We start from the raw sequence: 25,431 nt of genomic DNA on the forward strand, positions 1-25,431 counted from the left end.
ACCCCATGCACGGATATTCACACGCGTGATAGTGTGTGTTGACAGGCTCGCGGGCTTGCCCGCATGATGCGATAAAGGCGGAAAAATCACGCCGGGAGAGAGGTAGCGTGGAAACTCAGGCAGGCGGCGCCCGTCGCTGGATCGTGCTCGTCACGCTCACCTTCGTATATGTATTGAACTTCCTCGATCGGCAGCTCCTCGGGATCCTTGCCAAGCCGATCCAGGACTCGCTGCATGTCAGCGACAGCCAGCTCGGGCTGATCGGCGGCCTCTATTTCGCGATGTTCTACTGCTTCATCGCGATCCCCGTCGGCTGGCTCGCCGACCGCACCAACCGCGTGACCATCCTGTCGCTCGCCTGCGCGATCTGGAGTGGCGCCACGATCGCCTGTGGCCTCGCGACCAGCTACACCCAGCTCGTCGTCGCACGGATGACGGTGGGCTTCGGCGAGGCCGGCGGCGTGCCGCCCAGCTATGCGATCATCACCGACACCTTCCGCCCCGGCGAACGCGGCATGGCGTTTGGCATCTTCAACCTGGGGCCGCCGATCGGGGCTGCCTTGGGCATCGCCTTCGGCGCCACCATCGCTTCGATGTTCGACTGGCGCGACGCCTTCGTGGCGATCGGTATCGTCGGCATCTTCACCGCGATCCTCGTCCGTGTCGTCGTACGCGAACCCAAGCGCGGCGCGACCGATCTCAGCCCGGTTGCCAAGCCCATCGCAGACAAGGCGCCCTTCTGGGGCACCTGCTGGATGTTCTTCACCCATCCGGTGCTGATGCTTGCGGCACTCGGCAGCGGCGCCACTCAGTTCGTCACCTATGGCCTGGGCAATTTCGCGGTGCTGTTCCTGATCCGCGAAAAGGGCATGACGCTGCCCGAGATCGCGGTGTGGTACGCGCTCGTCGTCGGTGTGGGCATGAGCGCCGCGATGCTCCTCTCCGGCCGGATCATCGACCGGCTGAGCCGCCGTTCGCGCACCGTCTATGCCTATGGCCCGGCGATCTCGCTCGCCATCGCCATGCCGTTCTACATCGCATTCGTCTGGTCGCCCGGCTGGCCGCTCGCACTGGTGCTGCTGACTGTCGTCAACTGCTTCAATTATTTCTATCTCTCCGCCTCGGTCGCGCTGGTCCAGGAAGAGGTCCGGCCCAACCAGCGCGTGCTCTCGGGCGCGTTGCTGTTGCTGGTGATGAACTTCATCGGGCTGGGCCTTGGCCCGACCTATGTCGGCGCCGCCAGCGACTGGTTCAAAAGCCATGGCTGGGAGCATGGCCTTCAGCTGGCGCTCTACACGCTCTCGCCCTTCTACCTGATCGCAATCGCGCTTTTCCTCGTGCTCGGCGGCATCCTGCGCCGCGAGACCTTCGTAAAGGTGACCGCATGAAGCTGCTCCGTACCGCCGCCCTTGCCACTGGCGTGCTCCTCTCGGGCACCGCGTTGGCGCAGGAGCCCGTCGTGAACGCGCCGTCGGGCCGCGTGGGCGGCACGCTCGACGGGGCGATCCGGGAGTTCAAGGGCATCCCCTATGCGGTGCCCCCAGTCGGCGGGATGCGCTGGCGCCCGCCGGCACCGATGCAGCCCTGGACCGGCGTGCGTGCGGCCAAGGACTTTGGCCCGGCCTGCGTCCAGTCGCAGAGCAAGACGCCGACTTCGGTCTATTCGCCCGCTCAGCCGATGCCGGTGAGCGAAGATTGCCTGACGCTCAACATCTGGGCGCCGGCCAATGCCAAGAAGGCGCCGGTCTTCTTCTGGATCCATGGCGGCGCGCTCTCGGGCGGATCGAGCCGCGAGCCGATGTATGACGGCAAGAAACTGGCCGAGCACGGCGTGATCGTCGTCTCGATCAATTACCGGCTGGGCGTGCTCGGTTGGCTCGCGCATCCGGCGCTGAGCGCGGAATCGCCCCAGAAGGTCTCGGGCAATTACGGCCTGCTCGACCAAATGGCGGCGCTCGCCTGGGTGAAGCACAATATCGCGGCGTTCGGCGGCGATCCGGCCCAGGTGACGATCGCCGGCGAATCCGCTGGCGGGCTCAGCGTGATGTTCCTGATGGAATCGCCGTTGGCCCGCGGCACCTTCTCCAAGGCGATCGCCCAGAGCGCGTACATGGTCACGATGCCGGAGCTGAAAAAGCAGGCATATGGCGCGCCGTCGGCCGAGGCGATCGGCACGATGCTCTCCGCCGGCGTGCAGGCGCCCGACCTCGCCGCGTTGCGCGGCATGGACGCACAGACGCTCACCGACAGCGCCGCCAAGCTCGGCTTCTTCCCGTTCGGCGTGGTCGATGGGTTGGTGCTGCCGACGCAGATGGTCGACGCGTTCGACCAGGGCAAACAGGCACCGGTGCCGCTGCTCACCGGCTTCAATCAGGGCGAAATCCGTTCGCTGCGGATGCTCGCGCCCAAGGCGCCCGACACGGCGGAGGACTATGAGAAGGGTATCCGGGAGAAGTACGGCGAGTTCGCCGACGCCTTCCTGAAGCTCTACCCAGCGGCGGATTACAAGGAGAGCATCATCGCGACGACCCGCGACGCGCTCTATGGCTGGACCACCGAGCGGCTCGCGCGCAAGCAAGCGGCGATCGGCCAGCCGGCCTATGTGTATCTGTGGGATCACGGTTATCCGGCGATGAACGACGCCGGCCTGCACGCCTTCCACGCCAGCGAGCTGCCCTATGTGTTCGGCAATCTCACGCCGCTGCCGCCGAAATGGCCGGCGATGGCCGAGAGCGATCGCCCGCTGTCGGACACGCTGGTTGGCTATTGGGCCAGCTTCGTGAAGAGCGGTACGCCGGGCTCGACCTGGCCCGCCTTTGGCAAGGCGCGCAACTATCTCCACATCACCGACGCACCCAAGGCCGAGACCGGGCTGATGCCGGGCGTGTACGACCAGTATGAAGCGGTGGTCTGCCGCCGCCGCGCGGCGGGGATCGCGTGGAACTGGAATGTCGGCCTGGCCTCGCCGAAGCTGCCGGCGAAAGCGGCCGGGTGTCAGTGAAATTCCCGTCCCTGCAAGGGAGGGGCTAGGGGTGGGTTAGAAAGGGTCGGGCTCGATGCCCGGCCTTTTCTTTTTTCGGATTGCGTGGGAGGGCTCGCTGCGCTCGCAACCCACCCCCTCCCTTGCAGGGAGGGGAGCGCGTTACCGCGACACCTTGCTTGCCGCGATCCGCCCCTCGGCATAGTCGTCGCGCAGCCGCTTCTTGTCGATCTTGCCCGAAGCGGCCAGCGGCATCGCCGGCACTTCGGCGACTTCGCTCGGGATCCACCAGTCCGCCACCTTGCCGCGCAGCATCTCGAGCAAAGTGCGCGGATCCTCGCCTGCGCTTTCGACGATCAACACCGGGCGCTCGCCCCATTTGGCATCAGCGCGCGCGATCACCGCGACGTGGCGGACGGCGGGATGCGTGCCGACGATCGCTTCGATCTCGTTGGGATTGATCCATTCGCCGCCCGACTTGATCAGGTCCTTGGCGCGCCCGCAGATGGTGAGATTGCCGGCGGTGTCGATCATCGCCAGGTCGCCGGTGTCGAAATAGCCTTCGCTATCCAGCGCCGTCTCGGAGGCACGGAAATAGCGCTCAACGACGCTGTGGCCCTTCACTTTCAAGTGACCCTGCACGTTGCGCTGCGGGTCGAGCGTGTTGCCCGCCGCGTCGGTGAGCTTGAGGTCGAGCCCCATGATCGGGCGGCCCGAGGCGCGGCTGGCGCTGGCGGGCAGATGCGGCGCGGCCATGGTGCCGACCGGCGAGAGCTCGGTCATGCCCCAGCTCGTCTGCACTTCGGCGCCGAGCTTCTCCTCCAGCCGGCGGAGCAGCGCGTCGGGGCAGCTCGATCCGCCGATCACCACGCGCTCGAGCGTCGGGAAAGTCTCGCCGGTTGCATCGGCCTGGTCGGCCAGAGTGAGCCAGACGGTCTGTACGCCGACGGCGACGGTGGCGTCCTCCGCGCGGATCAGCTTGGCCAGGCTCGGCCCGTCCACCGTGCGGCCCGGCAGGATCAGCTTGGTGCCGACCGCGGGTGCGGCGAACGGTATGCCCCAGCCATTGGCGTGGAACATCGGCACGCCGAGCAGCAACGTGTCGCGCGCAGTGAGCGCCAGAGCGTCGGCCTGGAGCGCACGCAGCGTGTGAAGATAGTTGGAGCGGTGGGTATAGACCACGCCCTTCGGGCTGCCGGTGGTGCCCGAGGTGTAGCAGAGGCCGGCGGGGAGGTTCTCATCGAACGCTCCCCACACGGCGGGGGATCCGTGCGCTTCGAGCAGCGCATCATGGTCCCAGATACGCGCTCGGTGCGACCCGAGAGGCTGCGTATCGATAATGGGTGCGTCGAGCACGATGACATGCTCGATCGTCGGACAGTGCGCGATCACTTCGCGGGCGAGCGGCAGCAGGTCGATCGCGACCGCGAGCACGCGGTTCTCGGCCTCGTTGACCATCGCAGCGAGATGCGCCGCCGTCAGCCGCGGGTTGAGCGTGTGGCAGACCAGCCCCATGCCCATCGCGGCGTAATAGATCTCGAAATGGTGGATCGTATTCCAGGCCAGCGTGCCGACCCGGTCGCCCTGTTCCATCCCGAGCGCGGCGAGCGCGCCCGACAGGCGGTTGCTGCGTTCGCGCAGGGCAGCATAGGTCGTCCGCCGGATGACCTGTCCCGCATCGGCTTCGACCACTTCGCAGTCCTGGAACCACTTGGCGGCGTGATCGAGAAATTTGTCTACTGTCAGACCGTAGGGCTGCATGGGACCTTGGGGCGCAGGGGGAAAGGAAAGGCCGCCGGAGAGGGAGTCTGCCGGCGGCCAGGTGGGATCAGAAGGTCTTGAGCAGCTTGACGCCGTACTGGCGCGGCGGACCCGCGAAGTAGAGCCCGCTGTTGAGCGCCGCCGGATAATGCTGGTCGGTCAGGTTGGTGCCGTAGGCGGTGATCGTCCAGGTCTTGTGCTGGAAGGCGAGCTGGGCGTTCAGGATGTTGCGCGCCTCGAGATGGTCGCCGCGTGCAGGGCTTTGGAACAGCGTCGCCCACTGGTCGCCCACATGGCCGAAGTTCACGCGCGGCGTGATCTTGTCGCCGCTGTTCAGCTCGAGCTCGTACTGCGCGCCTATGTTGAAGGTGAGGTTGGGCGCATAGGTTTGGCGGCGGCCGCCAAGGTTGATGCACTTAGCGCTCGCCGGGCCCGTTGCGGGGGTGCACGCCACCACCGGATCGCCGGGCAGGCCCGTCGGCGGGTTACGCGTGTCGACGGCATAGAAGGTGCCGAGCTCGCTGTGCAGCACATTGACGCCGGCATCGAGCTGCAGGCCGCCGAAGTGAAGCTCGGTCTCTGCCTCGAAGCCATAGATCTTGGTCTTGTCGGGCACGTTGAGCTCGATCCCGAAGGTCGGGAAGCTCGGATAGCCGATGATGACCTGGAAGTTCTTATAGTCGTTGTAGAAGCCGGTTATCGTCGTACGGACTTTGCCGCCCGCCCAATTGGCCTTCCAGCCGGCTTCGAACGACGTCACTTCCTCGGGCTTGAACGGCGGATGGGCGATGGCGGCGCCTACCGGCACGTTGAGGCCGCCGGGGCGGAAGCCGGTGGCGACGAAGCCGTAGAGATACTGGTCGGGGCTGACCTTCCAGCCGAGCGAGACCTTATACGAGACATTGTCCGACTTCACCGTCTCGTCGTCGCGCAGATAGGCGCCGTACTGGAGCACATCGACATGATTGGTCGATTGGCTCGCCGTGTAGCGGACGCCCGCGTCGATCTTCAGGCTCGGGGTGATCGCAAAACCGAGCTGGCCGAACGCCGCCAGCGAGCGCGTCGGGTTCGTGCCCTGCAGCTTGTACTGATAGGCAGGCAGGTTGAACGGATAGGCGAGGTCGATCGCGAACTGATAGGGCTTGCGGAAATAATAGTCGTTCCACAGGCCGAACGCGCCGAGCAGCCAGGTGACGCGGTTGTGATCGGGCGAGATCAGGTTGAGCTCGGTCGTGATCTGCTGCTCGTCGACGCTGTCATAGAAGGTGCTGATGCCGGTCGCGGTGCCGTCCAGGTCGGCGCGGTACATCGTGTTGGCCCATTGGTAGCTCGACACCGAGCGGAGCTTCACGCCGCCGTTGAACTCATATTCGGCCTTGAGCGTCGAGCGGACGAACTCGTCGCGCGCCGCCTGGGGCGTGTTGAACGAGACATCGAACAGGTCGCGATGATTGGGATTCGGCGTCGAGGTGCCGGGCAGCGTCTCGAAGTAATTGCCTACGGGCGTTGCCGGATAGGCGCCCATGTCGAGATGGCCGACATCGGTCTTCCACAGGATCGACAGGCGGTCGCTCGGCTTCCACAGGAAGCTGATACGGCCGGCCATGATGCCCTGGTTGCCCTTGTCGAACGGATAGGCCGCGCCGCCGGCTCCGGTGATGTTGTAGAAGGTGTCGCGGCGCGAGCCGTACAGCGCGATGCGCGCGGCGAAGGTGTCGCTGATCGGCAGGTTCACCGCACCCTGCATGCCGGCTTCGTTGTAGCTGCCGTAATTCAGGTTGAAATAGCCATGGAAGCCGCCGCCGATGATCGGATCGTTGGTGTTGACGAATACCGCGCCACCCGTGGCGTTCTGGCCGACGATCGTGCCCTGGGGGCCGCGCAGCACCTGGATGTTGCCGACGTCGTAATAGGGCTCGCCCTGCACATAACCCGGGAAGGTCGGAACCCCGTCCCGATAGGTGATCACGCCGGTCGTCGTCTGGGTGTTGTGCTCGGCTTTGCCGATGCCGCGGACGTTGAAATCGTTACCCTGGCCGAAATTGTTCACGACGACACTGGGCATCGCGAATTGCAGCGCATCGACATTGGCGACGCCCTTGTTATCGAGCTGGGTGCCCGAAAGGACCGAGGCGGAGACCGCGGTGCTCATCAGATTTTCATTGCGGCGCTGTGCGGTGACGACGATCTCGCCTTCTTCGACCTTGTCCTGATCGGAAGTGGCGGACGCATCCTGCGCCGGCGCGGAAGCAGTCTGCGCCGCGGCTGCGCCGCTCCAGACCAGGGCCAGCGCGGAAGCGCCGAGCAGCAACGGACGGTAATTCATTCGGGTCCCTCCCAACATCCATCTCCAGCACGCGCTCTGCGGCACGATGAGGGGAAGATTGCCGCAAAGCCGGAGGGCTTGCAATATTAATTCTCACAAGAGTGAACGTTAAGGATTGGACCGTTGCACGGGCAGCACAGTCGATGCGTCTTGCGGACGGGAAGCGCGCGCTGCGCATTGAATCAAGCATACGAAACGTATATGGTTCGGATATTCAATCATGCTGCCGAGGATGAGATGGGCATCGTAAAAATCGACGAAGAGCTGCACGAGGAGGCGCGCCGGGCCAGCACGGTGATGTGCCGCTCGATCAATGCCCAGGCGGAGTTCTGGATGAAGATCGGCATGCTCGCCGAAGCGAACCCGACGCTGTCGTTCAACGATATCGTGAAGGCGCAACTTGACGCCGCGCAAGCCTGCGAACCGGGCATGCTGGCCGCCTGACATGGTCAAGACTCCCGACGAACTGGCGCTGATGCGGATCTCCGGCAAGCTGCTCGCCTCGGTCTTCGAGATGCTGGACGGGCAGGGCCTCGCCGGCATGTCGACGATGCAGGTCAACGATCTGGTCGAGCAGTTCATCACCATGGACCTTGCCGCCCGGCCGGCGAGCAAGGGACAATATGGCTTCAAATATGTCCTGAACTGCTCGATCAACCATGTCGTGTGCCACGGTGTGCCCGATGTTGCGGAGATCATCCGTGACGGCGACATCATCAATCTCGATATCACGCTGGAGAAGAACGGCTTCATCGCGGATTCGAGCAAGACCTATATCGTCGGCGATGCGCCGCCGGCGGCCCGCCGGCTGGTGAAGGTGGCGCAGGAGGCGATGTGGCAGGGCATACGGCAGGTGCGGCCTGGCGCACGGCTCGGCGACATCGGCTTCGCGATCGAACGGCACGCGAAGAAGCATGGTTACACGGTGGTGCGCGAATATTGCGGGCACGGCATCGGCCGGGAGATGCACGAGGAGCCCTCGGTGCTCAATTTCGGCAAGCCCGGTACCGGCATGCTGCTACGCGAGGGCATGACGTTCACGATCGAGCCGATGGTGAACCAGGGCAGCCGAATGGTCTCGACCGAAGACGATGGCTGGACGGTGGTTACCCGGGACCGCAAGCTCTCGGCGCAGTTCGAGCACACTGTTGCGGTTACTGCGGACGGTGTCGAGGTGCTGACCCTGCGCGGCGACGGCACCTGATTTCGCGCCGTTCCCCCTAATTCTGCTGGAAGGCGCGGCCGGCAGCTTCGTTCTCGTCGTCCCGGCCGACATGGAAAGCGTCCGCGTCGTCAGGCGCAAGGGCGTCCTCCGAGATATCCTCGGCGACGCCCATGGCCTGCGCTTCGTGCACATGCCGGAACATCGACGCTAGTTGACGCATCGAACCCATTAGCGACCTCTTGTTTTCTCGTTGTCCCAGGGTTGTACCCTAGGGGAGTCGCAAGTGTTGCACGGTTTTAATCGTTAACGCGGTGCGAATCACCTTTCTTCGGTGAGTGCCGCGCCAACCAGCTGGCGGAAGGCATCGGCGCGGTGGCTCATCGCGTGCTTGGCGGCGGGCTCCATTTCGCCGAAGGTCTCCTGATGGCCCTCGGGCAGGAACACCGGGTCGTAGCCGAAGCCCCGATTTCCGCGCGGCGGCCACACCAAAATGCCGTCGACGCGGCCCTCGAACCACTCGACATGCCCGTCGGGCCAGGCGAGCGCGAGCGCGCAGACGAAATGCGCGTCGCGGCTGGTCTCGGGCGGCAGCGCGGCGAGCTTGTCCTCGACGCGCTGCATCGCGATGCCGAAATCCTTGCTCTCGCCGGCCCAGCGCGCGGAGAAGATGCCCGGATCGTTGTTCAGCGCCTCGACGCAAAGGCCCGAATCATCGGCGAGCGCGGGCAGGCCGGACAGGTCAGCGGCTTGCAGCGCCTTCAGCTCGGCATTGGCGACGAAAGTCGTTCCTGTCTCTTCGGGCTCGGGCAAATCGAGCTCAGCCGCGGAAATCGGCTCGATCCCATAGGGGCCGAGCAGTTCGCGGATCTCGCGTACCTTGCCCGCATTGTGGCTGGCGATCACCAGCTTGCCGGGCTTCAGCTTGCGGATCGCCTGGCGGCCAGAATCCATGGGGGTGTCGCCCCCGATCCCTTCGTAAGCCTCGCTCATCCGATTGCCTTCAACTGCGCTTCGAAGATCTGGTTGCAACCGATGCGCGCGAGACGGAGCAGGCGGAGCAGCCCTTCCTCGTCATAGGTCGCGCCTTCGGCAGTCGCCTGCGCCTCGGCGATATTGCCGTTGGAGAGCAGGACGAAATTGGCGTCGGCGTCGGCGCCGCTGTCCTCGATATAGTCGAGGTCGAGCACCGGTGTGCCCTGGTGGATGCCGCACGAAACCGCGGCGACCTGCGCGGTGATCGGGTCTTCCTTGATCAGGCCGGCGGCCATCAGCTTGTTCACTGCGATGCGCAGCGCGACGAACGCGCCCGAGATCGCCGCGGTACGGGTGCCGCCATCGGCCTGGATCACGTCGCAATCGAGTGTGATCTGGCGTTCGCCGAGCTTCTTGAGATCGGTGACGGCGCGCAAGGAACGGCCGATCAGGCGCTGGATCTCCTGGGTACGGCCCGACTGCTTGCCCTTGGCCGCTTCACGCTGGCCGCGGGTATGCGTCGCGCGCGGGAGCATGCCGTATTCGGCGGTCACCCAGCCTTCGCCCTTGCCCTTGAGCCAGGGCGGCAGCCGCTCTTCGACGCTGGCGGTTACGAGCACACGGGTGTCGCCAAAGCTGATCAGCACCGAACCCTCGGCATGGCGGGTGAAGTGGGGCTCGATCGTGATCGCACGCATTTCGTCGGGGGCGCGGCCGGAAGGGCGCATCTGCTTCAGTCTCCTGCAAGGTTTGGAGCGGCACGTAGACGGAACGGTTGGAACGCGCCAGTCTCGGTGCACGATCCGCGGAGGACAGAGGTATGCACAGGTTTGCGGTTCTGGGGCTGGGCGCGCTGGCGCTGGCGGGTTGCGCGAAGACGGAAGGTCCTGGCCGCCCAATTCCCATCGAAGGCGATTCGATCCGGTACGAGACCGGCCCCTGTCACGGCCGCTGCCCGGTCTATTCGGTCACCGTGCGGCCCGACGGCACCGGCGTGTTCGAGGGCACGCGCTTTACGGCGGTAACCGGCGAGAAGCCCTTCAAGCTCACTCGCGCCGAATATGACGCCTTTGCCACGAAGCTGGCCCCTTACCGTCCCGTAAGCGGGCAAATACGCTATGCCCCGGGCGAGAAGAACTGCCCCAACGTCGCGACCGACATGCCGAGCGTCGATGTGATGTGGACCCGCGCGATCGGCGACAGCCAGCATCTCCATGTCTATTATGGCTGCGTGATGCAGAACCCGGCGATCAAGCAAGCGCTGGGCGAGGCGGCGGATGCGTTGCCGATCCAGGACCTGATCGGCGAGCGGCCCTAGCTCCACCTCGTGGCCTCCTTGTCATCCCCGCGACGGCGGGGATGACGAAGGTTGAGGTGAAACGTGCGGCCCCCTAGATCATAAGCATGACCACCCTGCCGATCCACGAACTGACCGACCGCGCCCGCGACGTGTTTCGTCTCGTGGTCGATTCCTATCTGGAGACCGGCGTGCCGGTGGGGTCCCGCACGATCGCGCAGATCTCCCGGCTCAACCTCTCGCCCGCCTCGATCCGCAACGTGATGCAAGATCTCGAGGAGCTCGGCCTGCTCGCCTCGCCGCATACCAGCGCGGGGCGGATGCCGACCCAGACGGGCCTCAGGCTGTTCGTTGACGGGATGATGCAGGCCAGCGCGCCCAGCGCCGAGGAGCGCGCGGCGATCGAGCGCAACGCCGCCGAGCGTGGGCCGGTGGAAGAGGCGCTGGCGAACACCACTGCGGCGCTTTCGGGGCTTTCGGCCTGTGCGGGATTGGTGCTGGTGCCCAAGGCCGAGCAGGTGCTGCGCCAGTTCGGCTTCGTGCCGCTCAGCCAGGATCGCGCCCTCGCCGTGCTGGTGAGCGAGGACGGATCGGTCGAAAACCGCGTGGTCGAGCTGCCCGACGGCATGGACCCGGCAGCGCTGCAGCGCGCCGCCAATTATCTCTCCGCCACCTTTGGCGGGCTCACGCTCAGCCAGGCATTCGCCCGGGCGGAGCGCGAACTCGGCCAGCAGCGTGCGGCGCTGGACAGTGCCGCGGCCGTGCTCGTCGAGCGCGGCCTTGCGGTGTGGAGCGAGGATGGCGGCCGCCGCCCCGTGCTGATCGTGCGGGGCCAGGCGCGGCTGATCGATACTGCCGCGGCCGAGGATCTCGACAAGGTCAGCCAGTTGCTCGACCAGCTGGAAGGGCAGGAGGAGATCGCCAGCCTGCTCGATTCGGCGCGCGAGGGCGAAGCGACGCGTATCTTCATTGGATCGGAAAACAAGCTATTCGCGTTGTCAGGCTCATCGGTGATCGCAAAACCGGTGCGCGCAATGGACGGGCGCGTGGTGGGCGTGGTGGGCGTGATCGGCCCCACGCGGTTGAACTATGCGCGCGTCGTGCCCATGGTAGATTTCACGGCGGCCACATTGGCCCGATTACTGGCCTGAACAGGGAAATATGACGGAAGAGAACAAGGTGACGGACACGCAGGAAGAAACGACTCTGCGCGAGGAAACCGCGGACGGCGCGCCCGAAGTGGCGGAGCACGACCGGGTTTCCGAGCTCGAGGCACAGCTCGCCGAGGCGAAAGCGTCGGTGATGTACGCGCAGGCCGAGACGCAGAACGTCCGCCGCCGCTTCGAGAAGGAAGCGCAGGACGCCAAAACCTATGCGGCGACCGCTTTCGCGCGCGACGTCCTGTCTGTGGCCGACAATCTCACGCGTGCGCTCGCGTCGATACCGGCCGAGCTTCGGGACGATGAGAAGTTCAAGGGCCTGGTCACCGGCCTCGAGGCGACCGGCCGCGAGCTCGATTCGGTGTTCGCGCGTCACGGCATCTCGAAGATCGTCGCGATGGGCGAGGCCCTCGACCCGAACCGCCACCAGGCGATGCTGGAAATGCCGAGCGCCGATGCCGAACCGGGCACGATCGTGCAGGAAATCCAGTCGGGCTACATGATCCGCGACCGCCTTTTGCGCCCCGCGCTGGTGGGCGTGGCGAAGAAGCCGGACTGAGGCTCTTCTCCCCTCCCTTCCGGGGAGGGGAAAGGGAGGGTTGGAATAAGGTCGGGTCCGATGCCCGGCCTTTTCTTTTGCCACGGGCCAAACTCGCTCCGCACGCATCCCCCCTGCAGGGCGGGGGAGTTCGCGCAAGATGACAGCTATTTCATTTGAAATCCGCGGTTTCCGGCGCCATGTCGCCCCTGGACGCACAGCCGTGCGCCCACAACCGCCACAACTCCGAGAATGGGGTCATGTCCAGCAACGATCATAGTCGATCGACCGTGCCGTCCGAGGCTGCCGCGCTGAGCTGACACGCTCACCTCGCGCGCCGGCCCGGGCGGCCGGTCGCAGTGAGGTGTAGAATGAACGCAGCAATCCGTTTCCTGTCGGATCTCCGCCGCATCGGCGTAGGTCGCGATCCCCATGCGCTGTTCGATGAACGGCAGACCTTTGGGCAGAAGCTTGCCGACAAGGTCGCCGCTGTCGGCGGCTCCTGGGGCTTCATCATCAGCTTCGGCCTGTTCCTCGGCGCGTGGGCGGTGCTCAACACCGTCCTGCTGGGCGTACATGCCTTCGACCCGTTCCCCTTCATCTTCCTCAATCTGATGTTGTCGATGCTCGCAGCGCTGCAGGCGCCGATCATCATGATGAGCCAGAACCGCCAGGCAGCGAAGGACCGGTTCGAGGCGCGGCTCGATTACGAAACCAACACGCGTGCCGAATTGCAGATCGAGAGCCTGCACGCGAAGATCGACATGCTCGCCGCGGAGATAGCCAGGCTTTCACGCGCCGCATGAAAACTGCGCTATTGCTAATCATTCTCAGCAAACGCTAAGGCGATCCTCGCCCTTGGATTCTCCACGGGATGGGGATCGCCTTTGTACGAGTATCTGGACCGCTCCGTCGCGGAGTCCGCGCCTGCCGACCAGTTGCTGCTCTCTGCGATGCGGCAATGGGTCGCATGCATGCGCGCCGGGCGGTGCCCCTGTTCTGCGCTCGGCCCGGTTCTGCATGGCCAGGGCCTTGTGGATATGCTGCCCGATCTCAACATGGCGATGCTGCTGCTCGAGCGCGAGGGATTGTCCCAACTTCGCTTCAAACCGCCCTTTGCGGCGGAAATTGGCGATGACGAGGCCTTGCTCCTTTCGCTGCATGCGCTAGCACGCGCCGGCGCGCAGCCGCGCGTCGATGCCTTGATCGAGCAGATCGTGAAACCCGAGGCGCGCCTTCCGCTTTCTGTAGCGGTCGCGCGGATAGCCGCCGCTTTGGTGCGTTGAAGTAAAAGTAGTTTGAAGAATCTCGTCGATTTGGAAAGAGCCGACCTCGTGAATATGCATGCCCGCCCCCCGATCGTCCTCCCCGAGCACGCCGCGTTCCAGACCTGCGCCGTCCGCTGGGTGAAGCACTGGAACGAGCATCTGTTCAGCTTTGCGATCGAGCGCCCCGCGAGCTTCCGCTTCCGCGCCGGCGAGTTCGTGATGATTGGCCTCGAAGGCGAGGGCAAGCCGCTGATGCGCGCCTATTCGATCGCCAGCCCGACCTGGTCGGACGAGATCGAGTTCCTGTCGATCAAGGTCGAGGACGGTCCGCTCACGTCGCGCCTCCAGCTAATCCAGCCGGGCGACCAAGTCTATCTGGGCAAGAAGCCGACCGGCACGCTCGTCGCCGATGCGCTGCTGCCGGGGAAGCGCCTTTTCATGCTGTCGACCGGTACCGGCCTGGCGCCCTTCCTCAGCATCGCCCGCGATCCCGACACCTATGACCGGTTCGACCAGGTGGTGATCGTCCATTCGACGCGCCGGGTGAGCGACCTCGCCTATCATGACGAACTGACCGCGCAGCTCGCCAGCGATCCGCTGGTGGCCGATCAGGCGCTGCTCCAGTTCCACTATATCCCCACCGTGACGCGCGAGCCCTTCCGCACCTCGGGGCGGATCGGCCAGCTGATCGAGAATGGCTGGCTGTTCAAGGCGCCGGTCCAGGGCCACCCCGAACTCAATCCGGAAACCGACCGGATCATGCTGTGCGGCTCGAACGCGATGATCAAGGACTTCGCGCACATGCTCGAAGGGCATGGCTTCACCGAAGGCTCGAACGCCAATCCGGGCAGCTTCGTGCTGGAGCGCGCTTTCGTCGGGTGAGACCAAATCGGCTGAGAAGCGTTGTGCAATGCGACGAGCCTGAGACCTGCCCCGCGTTTATGCGCCTTCGTGCATCGGCTCCCGGCAAAGGAGCCGAACATGCAGCGTGTCGAAATCGCCTATTTCATGATTGGGATGATCGTCGCAGCCTTGGCGGCGACCATTGTTTATATTCGCTACTATTCCCGCGAGCGCACCTATCATCGCCGATTGAAGCGCGAGCAGGGGGAATATACCCGGCGCATGGAAGGGATCAACCTCGACGCCGATTCCGTGCAGTGATCGAAGCGGGGTGACGCGCGGCGAGACAAACCTTATCTCGGGCGCATGTCCAATCGCTTCGACAATGTTCCCAACCGCCGCGCATTGATCGACCGGCGTGCGGTGGCCGAACGGCTTTCCGCGGTTACCGCGAAGGATGGTGCAAAGCTACGCGCGGCTGGCACCAGCGAGCTCAAGGCCGCCCTCGACGCCGGGCGCGCCGAGATCGCGAACCGGCTGGCCGAGCATCCTTCGCGCGGGCACGAGATTGCGGCGGCGGGCGCCTTCCTGATCGACCAGCTGCTCCGCCTGCTATGGGACTTCACCACGGAGCGGCTGCATCCCAACCCCAATCCCAGCGCCGCCGAGCGGATGGTGCTGATCGCGGTGGGTGGGTACGGCCGCGGCGAGATGGCGCCGCATTCGGACATCGATATCGGCTTCCTCACGCCCTGGAAGGTCACCGGCTGGAGCGAGCAGGTGATCGAATCGATGCTCTATTCGCTGTGGGACATGCAGCTGAAGGTCGGCCACTCGTCGCGCTCGCTCGACGAGATGGTGCGCCAGTCCAAGGCCGATGTGACGGTGCGCACCGCGCTGCTCGAGGCGCGCTATGTGTGGGGCGACACCGTGCTCTATGACGAGGCGGCGCAGCGCTTCAAGGTGGAGGTTCAGGCCGATACCGCGCGCGCCTTCATCGCCGAGAAGCTGGCAGAGCGCGAGTTGCGGCACAAGCGGATGGGCGACAGCCGCTATGTCGTCGAACCCAATGTGAAGGAAGGGAAGGGCGGCCTGCGCGACCTGCACACGCTCTTCTGGATCGGCAAATACGCCTATAATGTCCGCGAAAGCGCCGAACTCGTCGAGAAGGGGCTGCTGACCAAGCTGGAATATCGCCAGTTCCGCCGTGCCGAGAATTTCCTCTGGGCGGTGCGCTGCCACCTGCACCTGATCACCGGCCGCGCCGAGGACAGGCTGACCTTCGACGTCCAGCGCGAGATCGCCGAGCGGATGCGCTATTCCGATCGCCCCGGCATGTCGAAGGTGGAGCGCTTCATGCGCTTCTACTTCCTCCAGGCCAAGGGCGTGGGCGACCTGACCGGCGTGTTCCTGGCGCATCTGGACGAGAAGTTCGCGGCGCGCGGATCGCGGTTCGGCTTCCCGACCCTGTGGCGGCGGCCGCGCAAATTGAAGGGCTTCACGCTGGAGCGCGGCCGGCTGGCGCTGCCGCGCGACGATTATTTCCGAGATGATCCGGTGCGGCTGATCGAGCTGTTCCAGCTCGCCGACCTGCACAATCTCGAGATCCACCCGCTGGCGATGCGGGCGGCGGCGCGCGATGCCAAGCTGGTCGACGATGTCCGCGACGATCCGCGTGCCAACGCGCTGTTCCTCGAAGTGCTGACCAGCCCACGCACTCCCGAGACGGTGCTGCGCTGGATGAACGAGGCCGGCGTGTTCGGCCGCTTCGTGCCCGACTTCGGCCGCGTCGTCGCGCAGATGCAGTTCGACATGTACCACCACTATACGGTGGACGAGCATTCGATCCGCGCGATCGGGCTGCTTAGCCAGATCGAGAAGGGCGAGCTGCGCGACGATCATCCGCTCGGCACCAGCATCTTCAAGCAGGTCGCCCAGCGCCGCGCGCTCTATGTCGCGGTGCTCCTCCACGACATCGCCAAGGGGCGCGGCGGCGACCATTCGATCCTGGGTGCCGAAGTGGCCGAACGGCTTTGTCCGCGCCTGGGGCTGAGCCCGGCCGAGACCGAGACGGTGGCATGGCTGGTGCGCTGGCACCTGATCATGTCCGCCACCGCCTTCAAGCGCGACCTGTCCGACTTCAAGACGATCCTAGATTTTGCCGGCCATGTGCAGAGCCCCGAGCGGCTGCGCCTGCTGCTGCTGCTGACCATCGTCGATATCCGCGCAGTGGGGCCGGGCGTGTGGAATGGCTGGAAGCGCCAGCTGCTCGCCGATCTCTACGATGCCGCCGAGGAAGTGCTGCGGCTTGGCCACAAGCAGAAGGGACGCAACGAGCGGATTGCCGCCAAGCAGGAAGAACTCGCGCAGCTGGTCGGCTGGGATGCTGCCCGGGTCGAAGGCTTCCGCAAGCGCATGCCCGAGAGCTACTGGATCGCCGAGCCCGCCGATGTGCTCGAGCGCAATGCCCGCCAGATCGAGGCGGCGGGCGATGCCCAGCTATCGGTGGAAGCGCAGGTCTATCCCGAGCGCGGCGCGACTTTGGTGACGGTCTACGCCGCGGACCACCCCGGCCTGTTCTACCGCATCGCCGGCGCGATCCACGTCGCGGGCGGCAACATCATCGACGCGCGCATCCACACCACCCGGGACGGGATGGCGCTCGACAATTTCCTGATCCAGGACCCGCTCGGCCGCCCGTTCGACGAAGAGGCGCGGCTCAACCGGATCAAGACGACGATCGCCGATGCGCTCGCCAACCGCGCCAAGCTCCAGGACCGGCTGAAGGCCAAGCCGCTGGTACGCGCCCGCGCCGAGGCGTTCGCGATCGAGGCCAATGTGCTGATCGACAACAACGCCTCGAACCGCTTCACCGTGATCGAGATCAACGCACGCGACCGGCCGGCCCTGCTCTGCCACCTCGCCTATGGGCTGTTCCAGTCGAAGGTGACGATCCATTCCGCGCACGTCGCCACCTATGGCGAGCGCGCAGTCGATACCTTCTATCTGACCGACCTGATCGGCGATAAGATCGAGAGCGGCGGGCGATTGAAGACGATCGAGCGTCGCTTGTTGGATGCCGCGACGGGCGAGGGCATGGTGGCGGACGCCGCCTGACGAAAGGGGATCGACGATGCCGGTGATCGGATTGGGTGGCTTCTTCTTCCGGGCGAAGGATCCAGAGGGGCTCAAGGCCTGGTATGGCGAAGTGCTGGGCGTGGGCGGCGGCTTCGGCACCGACGAGCACGGCCAGACAAGCCCCTGGTTCTGGAACCCCGAGCCCGGCCCGGTGGTGTTCGAGCCCTTTGCGGCAACCACCGACTATTTCGCGGCGGACAAGGGCTACATGCTCAACCTGCGCGTGCGCGACCTCGACAGCATGCTCGACCAGCTCAATGCGCTCGGCATCGAGATTACCACCAAGGACGAATGGGACACGCCCGAGACCGGCCGCTTCGCGCGGATCCATGATCCTGAGGGCAATCCGATCGAGCTGTGGGAGCCGCCGGCGCAATAAGGCCTCCCGTCATTCCGGCGAAAGCCGGGACCCAGAGCCAAACAGCGCAGTCTTTTGTGGCCCTGGGGCCCGGCTTTCACCGGGTGACGTGCGTGCGGGCATGCCGATGAGATGGCGGATGCGCCGATGGCCCGGCCTGCCTGGGCAGCCGGGGATGGGCAGAAGGAAAGGACCGGCGCGTTCTCTTCTCGGGCGCTCGGGCTCGACGACGATTGGCATTTGGTATTCGTGTTCTGTCGCGTCGAGACTTTCTGCTGTGGCGAGCCCCCCTGTATCGCGGCCGTGGAGAAGCAGTCAGGGGTAGTTTAAAGGCAAGGGGCTCACAGCGCATTCAACTGGCGAAGCTTCGACTTACCGTAGCCGAACGACTCCGCGCCGATCCTCCGGCGACGCTGTGCGACACCGGCCTTCCGCATCTTCGTACTGGCCTGGTACGAAGAATGGTGCGGCTTATTACCTATTTGGTTTGTTTTGTCAAGCAGAATCCGCTTCTGCCCCCGTCATCCCCGCGAAGGCGGAGATTCCGAGCCAAGGGCGGTGCCCGAGCGGTTAGCCCTGGCGTATCCGGTCGGCGCAGGCTCGATTGCATCGATCATCCCGGACTGTCCTGGATTCCTGCCTGCGCGCAGATGACGGTTATGGGGCCGCTCGTGTGTGCCTCGGCTTAAGATCCCGGCTTCCGCCGGGATGACGGCTATTGTCTCAGCGCTTCTGCCACACCCGGACGTAATCCACGTCCATCCGCGCCGGGAAGGCGGTGTCGTCGATGCCCTTTTGCCCGCCCCAGCCGCCGACAGCGACGTTGAGGATCAGGTATTGCGGCTTGTCGAACGGCCAGGTGGCGGGATCGCCCTTATGGTCGTTGTCGAAGCGCATGAAGGCGCGACCATCCATGCCGATCAGGATGCGGTCGGCGTTCCAGTCGAGCTGGTAGGTGTGGAACTTGGCGCAGGCATCGGGGACCAGGGTGTTGGCGCCCCGCTGGGTGCCGGCGACATGGTTGTAGGCCCTGGTGTGGATCGTGCCGTGGACGCGGCCGGGGTCCCAGCCGACATGCTCCATGATGTCGATCTCGCCGAGCGCCGGCCAGCCGGCCTTGTCGTCGGTGCCCAGCATCCAGATCGCCGGCCAGATGCCGCGGCCGCAGGGGAGCTTGGCGCGGACTTCGATGAAGGCGTGGGTCCAGGCCGCGGGGCTGACGAGCTTGCCCGAGCTATAGTCCTGCCCGCCGAAATCGGGGCGGTCGGCGAGGCGTTCCCTGCGGGCGTCGATGATCAGGTGGCCGTCCTCGACCCGGACATTCTCGCGGCGGTTGGCGGCGTAATATTGGAGTTCGTTGTTGTACCAGCCTGCCTTGTTGCGGCTGGTGTCGTAGCGCCACTTCGCCGCGTCGAGGCGGTCGAATTCGTCGAACCAGACCTGGCCGTAGCCGGCGGGCACCACCATCGGGGCATCGACTTGCGAAGTGGTGGAGGAGGCGGCACTATCCTGGGCCGCGGCAGGGAAGGGGAGGGCGGCGAGGGCCGCGATCAGCAGCCCTCGCGCCTCGTAGCTCACTTGGGCGACAGCACCATCAGCATCTGTCGGCCTTCCATGCGCGGATAGCTCTCGACCTTGGCATCCTCGGCGCAATCCTCCTGGACGCGCTTGAGCAGGTTCATGCCGAGCTGGCCATGCGAAAGCTCGCGGCCGCGGAAGCGCAGGGTGATCTTCACCTTGTCGCCTTCGCCGATGAACTTGTGGACGGCCTTCATCTTCGTATCATAATCATGATCGTCGATGTTCGGACGCATCTTGATCTCCTTGATCTCCTGCGTCTTCTGGCTCTTGCGGGCGAGGTTCGCCTTCTTCTGCGCCTCGTACTTGAACTTGCCTACATCGAGGAACTTGGCGACGGGCGGATCCGCGTTGGGGGACACTTCGACCAGGTCGAGCCCATGCTCCTGGGCCTGCTCCATCGCCTCGCGCGTGTACATCACGCCGAGATTTTCGCCCTCATGATCGATCACTCGAACCTTGGGCGACTGAATGAATTCGTTAAACCGCGGACCGTTCATCGGCGGTGCCACCATCGAGCGGCGATTCATGGGCGGACGTATACGACTTGCTCCTGTTGTTGCAGACTCGGGGTTTGGTCGGCTCAATAACGCAGGAAGCGGCACTTCGGTAGCCCGACACCTGCATTTCCGCCGAAATTCCGCGCACTGTGGCCCGGACGTAACGCGGATATCGGCATTAAGCCGCAATAACGCAAGGGAAACCGGGCGACGGCGACCGGCCGCCGCCCGGATTATTCACTTCAGATCGGGCGCGGTCGCCTCTTCGACCAGCTTGGCCACGACTTCGTCGAGGCTGAGCATCTGCTGGCCCTGGCTGCCGAGGACCCGCAGCGCCACGGTGCCTTCCTCGGCCTCGCGCTTGCCGACGACGAGCAGGTTCGGGACCTTGGCCACCGAATGCTCGCGCACCTTGTAGTTGATCTTCTCGTTGCGAAGATCGGTCTCGACGCGGATGCCCGCGGCGGTCAGCTTCTTCGCCACTTCCCGGGCATAGTCGTCGGCATCGGAGACGATCGTCGCGACCACCGCCTGGGTGGGCGCCAGCCAGGCCGGCAGCTTGCCGGCGAAATGCTCGATCAGGATGCCGATGAAGCGCTCGTACGAGCCGAAGATCGCGCGGTGGAGCATCACCGGGCGGTGACGCTCGCCATCCTCGCCGACATAGGACGCGTCGAGCCGCTCGGGCAGCACGCGGTCCGACTGGATCGTGCCGACCTGCCAGGTCCGTCCGATCGCGTCGGTCAAATGCCATTCCAGCTTGGGCGCATAGAAGGCGCCCTCGCCGGGCAGCTCCTCCCAGCCATATTCTTCCGTCGCCATGCCGGCGCGGACCACGGCGTCGCGCAGCTCGGTCTCGGCCTGGTTCCACATCTCCTCGGTGCCGAAGCGATTGTCGGGGCGCAGCGCCAGCTTGATCGAATATTTGAAGCCGAAGTCCTTGTAGATGCGATCGGCGAGGCGGCAGAAGGCCTGCACCTCATCGACGATCTGGTCTTCGCGGCAGAAGATGTGCGCGTCGTCCTGGGTGAACTGGCGGACGCGCATCAGCCCGTGCAGCGCGCCGTGCGGCTCGTTGCGGTGGCAGCAGCCATTCTCGTAGAGGCGGAGCGGCAGGTCGCGGTACGACTTGATGCCCTGCTTGAAGATCAGGATGTGCGCCGGGCAGTTCATCGGCTTGAGCGCCATCCACTGCGCGTCGTCCGAGATGATCGGCCCTTCGTCGGAGACGTTGGGCACCTCGTCGGGGATGACGAACATGTTCTCGCGATACTTGCCCCAATGGCCGGACTGCTCCCACTGGCGCGCGTCCATCACCTGCGGCGTCTTCACTTCCTGATAGCCGGTGCCGTCGATCGCCCGGCGCATATAGGCTTCGAGCGCGCGCCAGATGGTGAAGCCGTGCGGGTGCCAGAACACGCTGCCATGCGCCTCGGCCTGGAGGTGGAACAGGTCCATTTCCTGGCCGAGCTTGCGGTGGTCGCGCTTGGCGGCCTCCTCCAGGCGCATCATGTGCTCGTCGAGCTGCTTCTTGTTGAGCCAGCCCGTGCCGTAGATGCGCGAGAGCATCGCGTTCTTCTGGTCGCCGCGCCAATAGGCGCCGGAGACGCGCGTCAGCTTGAAGGCGTTGGGATCGACCTTGCCGGTGGAGGCGAGGTGCGGCCCGCGGCACATGTCGAGCCAGGCGTCCTCGCCCTTGCCGGCGCGGTAGACGGTCAGCTCTTCGCCCTCGGGCAGCTCCTGTGCCCATTCGGCCTTGAAGCTCTCGCCCTGCTCGGTCCAGCGCTGGATCAGGTCGGCACGCGACCAGACTTCGCGGATGAGAGGCTCGTCCGCGGCGATGATACGGCGCATCTCGGCTTCGATGACCGGCAGGTCCTCCTCGGTGAAGGGGCGGTCCTTGGGGGCGAAGTCGTAATAGAAGCCGTCATCGGTGGACGGGCCGAAGGTGATCTGCGTGCCGGGGAAGAGGTGCTGCACCGCTTCGGCCAGGATATGCGCGAAATCGTGGCGGGCGAGCTCGAGCGCGTCCTTCTCGTCCCGCGCGGTGACGAGCGCCAGCTGGGCATCGCCCTCGAACGGGCGGCCGATGTCGCGCAGCTCGCCATCGACGCGGGCGGCAAGCGCGGCCTTGGCCAGGCCTGGGCCGATCGCGGCGGCGATGTCCGCCGGGGTAGTCCCCGGGGCTACCTCGCGGACGGAACCGTCGGGCAGCGTTATGCGGAACATCTCGGACACGGATTTTGCTTTCGTGAGGGGTTGGTCGGAGCGCGGCTTATGCCTTCGCGGGTGCGATATAGGCAAGCGCCCGTGGAAATGCGCGTCTGGGAGGCAAAGTGAAGGGAGTCGCGCCCTATTGTTTCACTTTGTACCCTCGCGCCGATCGCCGTTCCGGTCGATCGAAGATGCGAGTCCCTGCGCATGCGACTGCGGTGGCAGACGAAATCCTACATTGGAAGCCTGTTTCTAGAGGGGCTCTGCGGACTGGCTGCAGGCGCAAGCTGCCGGTCGGCAAACGCGCCAATTGCGGACCTTGGCTGGCTCCCGCTATCTTTGCGTAATGACATTGGAACAATTAGAGGCCCTCGCAGCACTTGAGCGATCGGCGTCCTCCGGCCCATGGTATGTTCGCAGGCTCGATGATGAGTTGTGCATGGGGGCATATGCTGTCGCCACTACGCCGGACACCGGCGCAAATGAGAGTATTAGATCAGGCGCTTGGCCGGGCTCGGACATCGTCGCGGCGTGCTTGATCCAGTCGCCGCCGTACGTTGTCCCCGCCGACGATCGACATGAGGAAAACGCGAAACTGATCGCCTCCGTGCGAACAGCGCTTCCGGAATTGATTCGTCTTGCAAGGATAGGCCTAGAGCATTGATCTAGCGGCAGCTAACCACCCAATCGCAGACATAGCCCGCGGTGCCCGCCTCGGCTAAAGCTCAGTCCATGGAACAGCACCACGCCACCGCGATCCTGCCCTGCAACGACCTGAAGGCGAGCACGGCCTTCTACGCGCGGCTGGGCTTCGCGCTGACCAGCGACCATGGCCATTACCGCATCCTGGCCGACGGCAAGGGCTGGCATCTCCACCTCAACCAGGCGGTTACCGGCTGGCTGCAGCCGGGGCATAATCCGTTCGGCATCTATCTCTATACCGACGATGTCGATGGCGTCGCGGCGGGCGTGCGCGAGCTGATCATCGAGAAGGAAGGGCCAAGCCTGAAGCCCTGGGGCTGCTACGAGTTCGCAGTGAGCGATCCTGACGGGACCTTGGTGCGGATCGGCCGCGTTGCGGGCTGAGATCGCGCAATTGCTGGCGATGGCGGACGCGGCGGTCCGCCAGCGGCAATATGGCCAGGCGCTGCCGATGCTGAGCCGGGCGCTGGCGCTCGACCCCGACGGCGTCGCGCCGGCCTATGCCGATCTCCTCGCCAAGCTGTCGCTCACCGGCTGGCCGGAGCAGCTCGAGGCGGACCTGGTGACGTGCCTGCGCGCCGGCTCGGTCGATCCGCAGCGGCTGGCGCGGGCGGCGGCGCACATGCTGCTGGTGAAATATCCCGCGCCAGTGGTGACGGAGGATGCGCTGTGGGAGGCATTCCTCACCCGCTGCATCAATGTCGATCCGGCGATGGAGGCGCGGCTGGTGTGGCTGGCGGCGCGGGATCTGCCGGAGGGGCTGCGGGCCGCGTTGGCGGCGCAGGCGTTCGCGAGCGAATATGTCTGGGGTGGGGAGGGGCTTGGTGTCCCCGCCGAGGCTTTTGTTGAAATCGAAGCGGAGCAATTGCTGGCTGCCGAGATGCCCTGTCTTTCTCTCCGCCCGGCGCGGGGAAAGGAAGCGGGAGAGGCTCGCCGCATCTCGGATGCCGTGCGCGACCAGTACGAAGCCAATCCCTATCCCCGCTGGCGCGCGCCGCCGGTGCCGCAGCCGGTGTCGGTGGCGGGGCATCTCGCCCAGCTCGGCGCGCCGCAGGCCGAGCCGCTCGCCGTGCTGGTCGCCGGCTGCGGCACCGGGTTCGAGCCGCTCGACATGGCGCGGATGGATCCGTCGCTGGCCATCACTGCGCTCGATCTCAGCGCGGCGAGCCTCGCCTATGGCCAGCGCATGGCGGATGCGCTCGGCGTGGCGAATGTCCGTTTCGTGCAGGGCGACATCCTGGATGTCGAGAAGCTCGGCCAGCGCTTCGGCCTGGTGAGCAGCACCGGGGTACTCCACCATATGGAGCGGCCCGCGGACGGGCTCGCCGCGCTGGCGGGCGTGCTCGCGCCGGGCGGCGTGCTCCGCGTGGCGCTCTACAGCGAGCGGGCACGGGGCTGGGTGGCCGAGGCGCACCGGGCGATCGCCGCGCAGGGCTGGGACATCCGTGCCTTCCGTGCACACGTGCTTGCGCTGCCGCCGGAGCAGCCGCTCGCCCGGCTTCGGGAAAGCGACGATTTCTACACGATGAGCGGCTGCCGCGACCTGTGCTTCCATGTCCGCGAGCATTGGTATCGCCTGCCTGCGATCGGGGAGATGCTCGCCGATGCGGGTCTGGAACTGCTGCTGCTCGACGCGCCGCCCGAGGCGCAGCCGTGCTTCGCCGCGATGCACGGCGCAGCGGACCGGCGTGACCTCGCATTGTGGGATCAGGTCGAGGTGGCGCACCCGCATCTCTTTGCCAGCATGTTCCACCTCTGGGCGCGCACGCCCGGATCATCCTAGGCTTGCCCATATACCAGGTAATCTTGAGTGGATTGCAGGATCAGCGGCGCAGCGCGTCCGAGGCCGCGCTCGAATGCCAGGGGCGCTCGCGAAACCATTTGGTGAGTACGTGCTTCGCCCCCGCTTCGACCATCATGCCCTCATGATGCGAATAGCGGTTGGGATGGCCCTCGCGATCGAGGTTGTTCCAGACCAGTAGCACGCCGGGCGTTGGCGGCACGGCGAGCGGGATCTTGGGGAAATGCGTGTGGCCGCCGCCTTCGGGCCGGTCGAGATAAGCCATGGCGGTCCAGGTGCGCTGCCCGCCTTCGGCCGCCACCACCTCGGAATAGGACTGGCCGGCGGCGAAATAGTCGTTGTGCACCTTGAACTGCTGGCCGGGATAATAGCGCTGGCCCTGCACCGTCTCGCTATGGCTGAGCGGCTGGTCCAGCAAGTTCGCGATCCGCCGCTCGATCGCGGCGACGAGCGGGACCTCGGTGGAAAGGAAGCAGGTCTCGCTGGTCCGGCGGGTCGGCGTGCCTTCCTTGCGCAGGCTGACCGATGGCTTCACGTCCTGATCGATCATGGCGATGAGTTGCGCGCATTCCTCCGGGCGGAGGAAATCCTTCACTGCATAGATTTCGAGCAGGGGCGTCTGGATGCGGACCGCAGACGGGCTGGCATCGAGCGCGGCGCGCACCGTGGCGCCGGTCTCGGCGAGCCAGGTGCGGTTGGAGCCGGGCAGGCTTTCGGGCGGGCCCTGGGGCGTGGGCCGGGCAGCGGGGCCCGCCGCGGCGGGTGCCGGCGTGGGCTGTGGAACGGGATCGGGCTTGCCACCGTCGCGACGGCCGAAGAGCTTCATGCCT

24 protein-coding genes are annotated in these 25,431 nt (G+C 65.5%); 15 read left to right on the forward strand and 9 right to left on the reverse strand.

Translation table 11 applies throughout. The features are described from left to right. The first annotated feature begins 107 nt into the window (after positions 1–107). Both AC1RPL_RS10925 and AC1RPL_RS10930 read left to right on the forward strand, forming a co-directional pair. On the forward strand, positions 108–1,388 hold the full coding sequence (locus AC1RPL_RS10925; RefSeq protein WP_493069332.1) for a spinster family MFS transporter: 1,281 nt from the start codon (positions 108–110) through the stop codon (positions 1,386–1,388). Beyond that, entirely contained in the window at positions 1,385–3,001 is a 1,617-nt protein-coding gene (locus AC1RPL_RS10930) for a carboxylesterase/lipase family protein (protein WP_493069333.1), read from the forward strand. The genes AC1RPL_RS10925 and AC1RPL_RS10930 overlap by 4 nt, the downstream gene beginning before the upstream one ends. Positions 3,002–3,142: 141 nt before the next feature. Here the strand turns inward: AC1RPL_RS10930 and AC1RPL_RS10935 are convergent, their stop codons facing one another. Then, complete coding sequence (locus tag AC1RPL_RS10935; RefSeq protein ID WP_493069334.1) at positions 3,143–4,741, reverse strand: AMP-binding protein; 1,599 nt, start codon at positions 4,739–4,741, stop codon at positions 3,143–3,145. A 67-nt stretch (positions 4,742–4,808) separates the two neighbouring features. Further along, the gene (locus AC1RPL_RS10940) at positions 4,809–7,067 is read right to left on the reverse strand and encodes a TonB-dependent receptor (protein ID WP_493069335.1); all 2,259 of its coding nucleotides are present in this window, start codon (positions 7,065–7,067) and stop codon (positions 4,809–4,811) included. Between the two features lie 237 nt (positions 7,068–7,304). On the opposite strand from AC1RPL_RS10940, the gene AC1RPL_RS10945 reads away from it, so the two are divergent. Next, positions 7,305–7,511 carry a ParD-like family protein gene (locus AC1RPL_RS10945; protein ID WP_493069336.1) on the forward strand — a complete coding sequence of 69 codons (207 nt, stop codon included), beginning with the start codon at positions 7,305–7,307 and terminating at the stop codon, positions 7,509–7,511. A 1-nt stretch (position 7,512) separates the two neighbouring features. After that, entirely contained in the window at positions 7,513–8,271 is a 759-nt protein-coding gene (gene map / locus AC1RPL_RS10950; protein ID WP_493069337.1) for a type I methionyl aminopeptidase, read from the forward strand. 16 nt (positions 8,272–8,287) lie between these two features. Here map and AC1RPL_RS10955 read toward each other — a convergent pair whose 3' ends face one another. From AC1RPL_RS10955 to rph, 3 genes are all read right to left on the reverse strand, one after another. Further along, positions 8,288–8,452 carry a hypothetical protein gene (locus AC1RPL_RS10955; RefSeq protein WP_493069338.1) on the reverse strand — a complete coding sequence of 55 codons (165 nt, stop codon included), beginning with the start codon at positions 8,450–8,452 and terminating at the stop codon, positions 8,288–8,290. 98 nt (positions 8,453–8,550) lie between these two features. Continuing rightward, positions 8,551–9,183, reverse strand: coding sequence for an RdgB/HAM1 family non-canonical purine NTP pyrophosphatase (gene rdgB / locus AC1RPL_RS10960; protein ID WP_493069339.1), 633 nt, complete (start codon positions 9,181–9,183; stop codon positions 8,551–8,553). A 35-nt stretch (positions 9,184–9,218) separates the two neighbouring features. Beyond that, positions 9,219–9,932: a ribonuclease PH gene (gene rph / locus AC1RPL_RS10965; RefSeq protein ID WP_180142230.1), complete on the reverse strand. Its 714-nt coding sequence runs from the start codon at positions 9,930–9,932 to the stop codon at positions 9,219–9,221. A gap of 92 nt (positions 9,933–10,024) precedes the next feature. On the opposite strand from rph, the gene AC1RPL_RS10970 reads away from it, so the two are divergent. From AC1RPL_RS10970 to AC1RPL_RS11010, 9 genes are all read left to right on the forward strand, one after another. Further along, the gene (locus AC1RPL_RS10970; protein WP_493069340.1) at positions 10,025–10,522 is read left to right on the forward strand and encodes a DUF6438 domain-containing protein; all 498 of its coding nucleotides are present in this window, start codon (positions 10,025–10,027) and stop codon (positions 10,520–10,522) included. An 86-nt stretch (positions 10,523–10,608) separates the two neighbouring features. Continuing rightward, the gene (gene hrcA, locus AC1RPL_RS10975) at positions 10,609–11,652 is read left to right on the forward strand and encodes a heat-inducible transcriptional repressor HrcA (RefSeq protein WP_493069341.1); all 1,044 of its coding nucleotides are present in this window, start codon (positions 10,609–10,611) and stop codon (positions 11,650–11,652) included. Between the two features lie 10 nt (positions 11,653–11,662). Beyond that, positions 11,663–12,220, forward strand: coding sequence for a nucleotide exchange factor GrpE (gene grpE, locus AC1RPL_RS10980; RefSeq protein WP_493069342.1), 558 nt, complete (start codon positions 11,663–11,665; stop codon positions 12,218–12,220). 350 nt (positions 12,221–12,570) lie between these two features. Beyond that, positions 12,571–13,005, forward strand: a complete 435-nt coding sequence (locus AC1RPL_RS10985) for a DUF1003 domain-containing protein (protein ID WP_493069343.1) — start codon at positions 12,571–12,573, stop codon at positions 13,003–13,005. A gap of 81 nt (positions 13,006–13,086) precedes the next feature. Then, positions 13,087–13,485, forward strand: a complete 399-nt coding sequence (locus AC1RPL_RS10990) for a hypothetical protein (RefSeq protein WP_493069344.1) — start codon at positions 13,087–13,089, stop codon at positions 13,483–13,485. Between the two features lie 54 nt (positions 13,486–13,539). Next, positions 13,540–14,349: a ferredoxin--NADP reductase gene (locus AC1RPL_RS10995; protein ID WP_493069345.1), complete on the forward strand. Its 810-nt coding sequence runs from the start codon at positions 13,540–13,542 to the stop codon at positions 14,347–14,349. A 99-nt stretch (positions 14,350–14,448) separates the two neighbouring features. After that, positions 14,449–14,631 carry a hypothetical protein gene (locus AC1RPL_RS11000; RefSeq protein ID WP_493069346.1) on the forward strand — a complete coding sequence of 61 codons (183 nt, stop codon included), beginning with the start codon at positions 14,449–14,451 and terminating at the stop codon, positions 14,629–14,631. 45 nt (positions 14,632–14,676) lie between these two features. Next, on the forward strand, positions 14,677–17,427 hold the full coding sequence (locus AC1RPL_RS11005) for a [protein-PII] uridylyltransferase (protein ID WP_493069347.1): 2,751 nt from the start codon (positions 14,677–14,679) through the stop codon (positions 17,425–17,427). 16 nt (positions 17,428–17,443) lie between these two features. Next, entirely contained in the window at positions 17,444–17,827 is a 384-nt protein-coding gene (locus AC1RPL_RS11010) for a VOC family protein (RefSeq protein ID WP_493069348.1), read from the forward strand. Between the two features lie 702 nt (positions 17,828–18,529). On the opposite strand, the gene AC1RPL_RS11015 is transcribed toward AC1RPL_RS11010, so the two are convergent. The 3 genes from AC1RPL_RS11015 to thrS all read right to left on the reverse strand — a co-directional run bounded on the left by AC1RPL_RS11015 (position 18,530) and on the right by thrS (position 22,113). Continuing rightward, positions 18,530–19,384: a glycoside hydrolase family 16 protein gene (locus AC1RPL_RS11015; protein WP_493069349.1), complete on the reverse strand. Its 855-nt coding sequence runs from the start codon at positions 19,382–19,384 to the stop codon at positions 18,530–18,532. Next, the gene (infC, locus tag AC1RPL_RS11020; protein ID WP_180142204.1) at positions 19,381–19,914 is read right to left on the reverse strand and encodes a translation initiation factor IF-3; all 534 of its coding nucleotides are present in this window, start codon (positions 19,912–19,914) and stop codon (positions 19,381–19,383) included. Before infC ends, AC1RPL_RS11015 begins: the two co-directional genes overlap by 4 nt. 207 nt (positions 19,915–20,121) lie before the next feature. Then, a complete protein-coding gene (gene thrS / locus AC1RPL_RS11025) occupies positions 20,122–22,113 on the reverse strand; it encodes a threonine--tRNA ligase (protein ID WP_493069838.1) in 1,992 nt (663 codons plus the stop codon). A gap of 717 nt (positions 22,114–22,830) precedes the next feature. On the opposite strand from thrS, the gene AC1RPL_RS11030 reads away from it, so the two are divergent. Together AC1RPL_RS11030 and AC1RPL_RS11035 are read left to right on the forward strand one after the other, a co-directional pair. Continuing rightward, a complete protein-coding gene (locus AC1RPL_RS11030) occupies positions 22,831–23,184 on the forward strand; it encodes a VOC family protein (protein ID WP_493069350.1) in 354 nt (117 codons plus the stop codon). After that, a complete protein-coding gene (locus tag AC1RPL_RS11035) occupies positions 23,174–24,583 on the forward strand; it encodes a class I SAM-dependent methyltransferase (RefSeq protein WP_493069351.1) in 1,410 nt (469 codons plus the stop codon). Before AC1RPL_RS11030 ends, AC1RPL_RS11035 begins: the two co-directional genes overlap by 11 nt. 40 nt (positions 24,584–24,623) lie before the next feature. On the opposite strand, the gene AC1RPL_RS11040 is transcribed toward AC1RPL_RS11035, so the two are convergent. Then, on the reverse strand, positions 24,624–25,427 hold the full coding sequence (locus AC1RPL_RS11040; RefSeq protein ID WP_493069352.1) for a 2OG-Fe(II) oxygenase: 804 nt from the start codon (positions 25,425–25,427) through the stop codon (positions 24,624–24,626). Positions 25,428–25,431 lie beyond the last annotated feature (4 nt).

Source organism: Sphingomonas sp. GW821-FHT12D09 (assembly GCF_058807215.1).

Excerpts from the sequence above, each read along its gene's own strand:
- AC1RPL_RS10995 (WP_493069345.1), top strand. The coding sequence starts at position 13,540 with ATGCATGCCCGCCCCCCGATCGTCCTCCCCGAGCACGCCGCGTTCCAG.
- map (WP_493069337.1), top strand. The coding sequence starts at position 7,513 with ATGGTCAAGACTCCCGACGAACTGGCGCTGATGCGGATCTCCGGCAAG.
- AC1RPL_RS10970 (WP_493069340.1), top strand. The coding sequence starts at position 10,025 with ATGCACAGGTTTGCGGTTCTGGGGCTGGGCGCGCTGGCGCTGGCGGGT.
- rph (WP_180142230.1), bottom strand. The coding sequence starts at position 9,932 with ATGCGCCCTTCCGGCCGCGCCCCCGACGAAATGCGTGCGATCACGATC.
- infC (WP_180142204.1), bottom strand. The coding sequence starts at position 19,914 with ATGAATCGCCGCTCGATGGTGGCACCGCCGATGAACGGTCCGCGGTTT.
- AC1RPL_RS11010 (WP_493069348.1), top strand. The coding sequence starts at position 17,444 with ATGCCGGTGATCGGATTGGGTGGCTTCTTCTTCCGGGCGAAGGATCCA.
- AC1RPL_RS10935 (WP_493069334.1), bottom strand. The coding sequence starts at position 4,741 with ATGCAGCCCTACGGTCTGACAGTAGACAAATTTCTCGATCACGCCGCC.
- AC1RPL_RS11030 (WP_493069350.1), top strand. The coding sequence starts at position 22,831 with ATGGAACAGCACCACGCCACCGCGATCCTGCCCTGCAACGACCTGAAG.
- thrS (WP_493069838.1), bottom strand. The coding sequence starts at position 22,113 with ATGTTCCGCATAACGCTGCCCGACGGTTCCGTCCGCGAGGTAGCCCCG.
- hrcA (WP_493069341.1), top strand. The coding sequence starts at position 10,609 with ATGACCACCCTGCCGATCCACGAACTGACCGACCGCGCCCGCGACGTG.
- AC1RPL_RS11040 (WP_493069352.1), bottom strand. The coding sequence starts at position 25,427 with ATGAAGCTCTTCGGCCGTCGCGACGGTGGCAAGCCCGATCCCGTTCCA.
- AC1RPL_RS10930 (WP_493069333.1), top strand. The coding sequence starts at position 1,385 with ATGAAGCTGCTCCGTACCGCCGCCCTTGCCACTGGCGTGCTCCTCTCG.
- AC1RPL_RS10955 (WP_493069338.1), bottom strand. The coding sequence starts at position 8,452 with ATGCGTCAACTAGCGTCGATGTTCCGGCATGTGCACGAAGCGCAGGCC.
- AC1RPL_RS11005 (WP_493069347.1), top strand. The coding sequence starts at position 14,677 with ATGTCCAATCGCTTCGACAATGTTCCCAACCGCCGCGCATTGATCGAC.
- AC1RPL_RS10940 (WP_493069335.1), bottom strand. The coding sequence starts at position 7,067 with ATGAATTACCGTCCGTTGCTGCTCGGCGCTTCCGCGCTGGCCCTGGTC.
- AC1RPL_RS10985 (WP_493069343.1), top strand. The coding sequence starts at position 12,571 with ATGAACGCAGCAATCCGTTTCCTGTCGGATCTCCGCCGCATCGGCGTA.
- rdgB (WP_493069339.1), bottom strand. The coding sequence starts at position 9,183 with ATGGATTCTGGCCGCCAGGCGATCCGCAAGCTGAAGCCCGGCAAGCTG.
- AC1RPL_RS11000 (WP_493069346.1), top strand. The coding sequence starts at position 14,449 with ATGCAGCGTGTCGAAATCGCCTATTTCATGATTGGGATGATCGTCGCA.
- AC1RPL_RS10945 (WP_493069336.1), top strand. The coding sequence starts at position 7,305 with ATGGGCATCGTAAAAATCGACGAAGAGCTGCACGAGGAGGCGCGCCGG.
- grpE (WP_493069342.1), top strand. The coding sequence starts at position 11,663 with ATGACGGAAGAGAACAAGGTGACGGACACGCAGGAAGAAACGACTCTG.